Below are 3,540 nucleotides of genomic sequence, written 5' to 3'. Positions count from 1 at the left end.
TGCAGGGGGAGCATCGACAGGGGATTCATCGGACCGACGTGCCGTCCTTGCGCAGCTGCATCTGCGGCCGGCCCGTCACCAGCAGCCAGGCCGGCGCCGCTTTCGCTCCGACCACTGCGGCGACTGCCCAGAATGCGCCCGTCGCCACGGCGGTGAGGAAGCGGGCGCCGAGAATGAGTCCGAAGTTGGACGAGAGCGCGACGACGACGTGTCCGATCGCGAAGACAACCAGCGCCCAACTCAAGGTCACGCGTCGGGGAACCCTGAGTGTCAAGATCGCCATCGCCGGCGTGCCGACGATCATTCCGATCGCGAAGACGGTGATCATCAGCCCGACGTTCGCGATCGACGTGTCGAGGTCGCCCGCGATCTCGGGAAGAATGCCGGCGACGACGAATTCGGTTGTACCCATAAGGAAAACGCCGACGGCCAGCACGTAGATCACGAGCGGCAGGCGGCCGGTTTCTTCGACGGTCGGGGCGGAAATCATGAGGTGGTCAGTTCTCTTTCTGTTGACGACGCGCATGTCGTGGCGCACCCGTCCAGGGCATCACGCCTGTCGCCTGCGAGGGAGTCCCGTTCGTTGGGGGTACTCGAAGGGACTCCCGGTGTGGCCGATTGCGCGCTACCGTCGGCGCAAAGACTGCCTGCACCCGGGAGACGCGCCCATGACACGACGACAGATCCGAGGACTGGGCACCGCCGTGCTCGTCTCGGCCTTCCTGACGGCCTGCGGTAGCGAGGATCCTGAAGGGCCCCGTCCGCAGGCAAGCACGACAACACGATCGGCGCCCGCCGCGGCCTTCGGTGAACCCGAGACCGTCACCGACGGCTTGGACGCGCCCTGGTCGATCGCATTCCACGGCGACACACCACTTGTCAGTGAGCGCGACAGCGCGCGAATCCTCGAACTCGACGCCGGCGGAAACAGCCGCGAGGTGGGAGTCGTCGACGGCGTCAGCCCAAGAGGTGAGGGCGGTTTACTAGGGATCGCAGTACGTGAAAACCGCCTGTACGCGTACTTCACCGCGAACGGGGAGAACCGGATCGAACGCTTCGACATCATCGGTGCTTCGGGGGAATTCGCGCTCGGGCCGGCCGAGACGATTCTCGACGGGCTCGCTTCGGCCAACTACCACAACGGTGGTCGCATCGCGTTCGGCCCGGACGGGATGCTGTACGTGACCGTCGGTGATGCCGGTAGTCGAGACAGGGCTCAGGACCTCGACTCGATGTCCGGGAAAATCCTCCGAATGACTCCGGATGGCGGTGTACCGCAAGATAATCCGTATGCCGGCTTCTTCAACTGGGTGCAAGCGAGGTTCGTCGTCGTCGAGTTGAAGGTAGGCAGGTTTGAGCCGGAGTATGTCGGGAAGCTCGGCTTCTATGTTTCGTGGATCGACGACAACCTCCGCAACAAGGACATCCACGCCCCGACTGTGGGAATCTTGCTCTGCGCCGGCCGCAACGACAACGTCGTCCGGTATTCACTTGCCGGGACAACTGCACCCCTCGCCGTAGCCGACTACACCTATGAGACTCTCCCCTCCCAGGTTCGCGATCTCGTCCCTACCGACGACGAGATCGCGGCAGCTGTGGAAGCCACTGTTTCCGAACTCGACTCCCAACTGCCCGTCAAACCTGACAACTCCGGCTGAGAGGCGCCATTCGATTTTCGAACCTGGCCGACATATCCTCTGGTGCCGAGATCGCTACCGGTGTTTCGCACGAGGGTCTGCGAACGCGATGCCTGGTCCCGCCCGGTGCGTCGAGGAGCAGGGGGAGTTCTATGTCCAGTCGATGTGGACGGATTCGATGGAATCGAAGTGAAATCCGAAAGTGTCGCCGTACTGGTCGAATCCCTTGTTTTCCGGGTAATCCATCGTGGCGTGACGTTCGAGGATGGCAACCACTCGGGCATGATCGTCGTTGGCCAAAGCCATGGCGAGTTCTCGTGTTTCGTCGAGACTGAAGGGGCTGTCGGAGTTCGCGAAATCGAGGGTACGCACTCGATAGTCGTAACCTTCTTCGGAACCGTTGCGGACGGACACTCCCCCGCGGACTCGGATGGTGGCCTTTTTGGGTTGCCCGTCGGGTCGTAGGACGCCGGCGCGGTCCATGATGTCGCGAGCTTTGACGTTTTTGAGTTTCTTTTTCGCGTCAGCGCGCAGTTCGTTCGTTTCCCCGGAACGGTAGCGAGAGACCCCTGATCGTGAACGGCCGATTTTCTTTGCGACAGCGTCGATTCCGCCGAGGCGTTCGATGGCGGCTCGCCGTTGTGCACGTTCGGTGACGTCGGGGTGCGGGATTCGTCCTTGCTGCGCCCAGCGGCGCAGTGTTCGGTCAGAGGGTGGCTTTCTCCCGGCGTCGACAGCTGCTTGCCGTAGGCCTTCTTTACCGATTTCGGTACGGAGCTGGCGTACGGAGACTTTGCTGGTGAGTCCGGCCAATCCCCCACTTTTGACCGATTTCGATTTTTCGACACCACTGGTCGCTGCTGTCGAGACGGATACGTTGAGTCCGTCCAAGCCGACGGTCTTCTGTGCGGGTTTGGTTGATCGCGGTTTCGGAAGATGCAGGGCCACTATATGTTTCCTTCATCTTCGTCGGTGAACGCAGCTTTGAGTGCGAGGTTGATCTCGTGGGTGTCGCGTGCGTCGGTCAGCATGACGGTTATGTTTTCGGTGAGCGGGGCGCTCTTTTCCAGAGTCATTTTCCCGAGTGCGTCACTCTCGTCTGCGATGTCGATGCCCGGGGGCAGGGGGTAGACCCAGGAGTCGGTGACGGTGCGCAGTGGCCAACGCCCGGTTTCGCGTGCGATGCGCATCGCGACGCGGCGGCCTCGCCAGCGGCAGTGTGCGATGATCGCTGCTCGCCAGAGCGGTTGGTGGTGGTGTTGCATTTGTTTGGCGGTCCACATGTCGGGGTTGACCATTCGGCCGATGTAACCCTTGTAGCAGGCGCCGATGAACCGTTTCATTGCTGTGTCGCCTGTGTCGACGGCAACTTTGCGGGCTTCTCGCAAGAATTTCGCCCACTTGTCGAGGGCCCGTCCCTGTTCGGGGTAGACCCATGCTTCTGCGATGTCGAGGTCGTCGAGTTCTGCGCCGATTCCGCCATCGGCGATGGACGTTTGAAGTGCATCGAGGCTGACGGTGGTGATCCAGGTCTGCACAGGTTGGTCGGCGAGCATGTGTGGGTGAGGCAACGGTAGAGCGGGTGGGAGCGCCAGCATGTCACCCGGTGGGAGGGTTACACGCCAGAGCCCAAACGGGGTTTTCGATTGCCGCGCAGCGTCGAGCGCGTTCTCGCCGCGAAGATGTCGAGGTTTTCCGTAGCCGAATTCGAGCATGCCAGCGGAAGCGAGGTACGCCGCTCGTTGGTCTATCGATACCAGTTGTGTTGCGTCGGAGACTTCTTCGAGGTCCGGGATGCGTGTCCAACCGGCGGCAGGTTCGAGATCTCCGCGGCCTCATCGTCTGGGACCGGCTGTTCGGGTCGTTCGTCGCGGAGACCGAGCGGCCCCGGTACGGGCTGACC

General features: G+C 62.2%; 4 protein-coding genes. 1 reads left to right on the top strand and 3 read right to left on the bottom strand.

All coding sequences use genetic code 11. The annotated features are described in order from the left end of the window. Positions 1–25: 25 nt before the first annotated feature. Positions 26–538 (bottom strand): MFS transporter, encoded by a 513-nt coding sequence (locus ABT116_RS40855; RefSeq protein ID WP_351645206.1) that lies wholly within the window; start codon positions 536–538, stop codon positions 26–28. Between the two features lie 130 nt (positions 539–668). Between ABT116_RS40855 and ABT116_RS40850 the strand changes: the two genes are divergently transcribed. Further along, positions 669–1,658, top strand: a complete 990-nt coding sequence (locus tag ABT116_RS40850; protein ID WP_351645203.1) for a PDDEXK nuclease domain-containing protein — start codon at positions 669–671, stop codon at positions 1,656–1,658. A 129-nt stretch (positions 1,659–1,787) separates the two neighbouring features. Here ABT116_RS40850 and ABT116_RS40845 read toward each other — a convergent pair whose 3' ends face one another. After that, the gene (locus tag ABT116_RS40845; RefSeq protein WP_351645199.1) at positions 1,788–2,585 is read right to left on the bottom strand and encodes a hypothetical protein; all 798 of its coding nucleotides are present in this window, start codon (positions 2,583–2,585) and stop codon (positions 1,788–1,790) included. Next, a complete protein-coding gene (locus ABT116_RS40840) occupies positions 2,585–3,352 on the bottom strand; it encodes a hypothetical protein (protein WP_351645197.1) in 768 nt (255 codons plus the stop codon). The genes ABT116_RS40845 and ABT116_RS40840 overlap by 1 nt, the downstream gene beginning before the upstream one ends. Between the last annotated feature and the right edge of the window lie 188 nt (positions 3,353–3,540).

It is taken from the genome of Streptomyces sp. NPDC002130, from assembly GCF_040296465.1.
Lineage (GTDB): Bacteria > Actinomycetota > Actinomycetes > Streptomycetales > Streptomycetaceae > Streptomyces.
Note: the sequence above shows the minus strand (reverse complement) of the source record. Positions and strands in the feature narration are given on the sequence as shown.

Bases quoted from the DNA above. Each gene is read 5' to 3' on its own strand.
- ABT116_RS40850 (WP_351645203.1), top strand. From the start codon at position 669: ATGACACGACGACAGATCCGAGGACTGGGCACCGCCGTGCTCGTCTCG.
- ABT116_RS40840 (WP_351645197.1), bottom strand. From the start codon at position 3,352: ATGCTCGAATTCGGCTACGGAAAACCTCGACATCTTCGCGGCGAGAAC.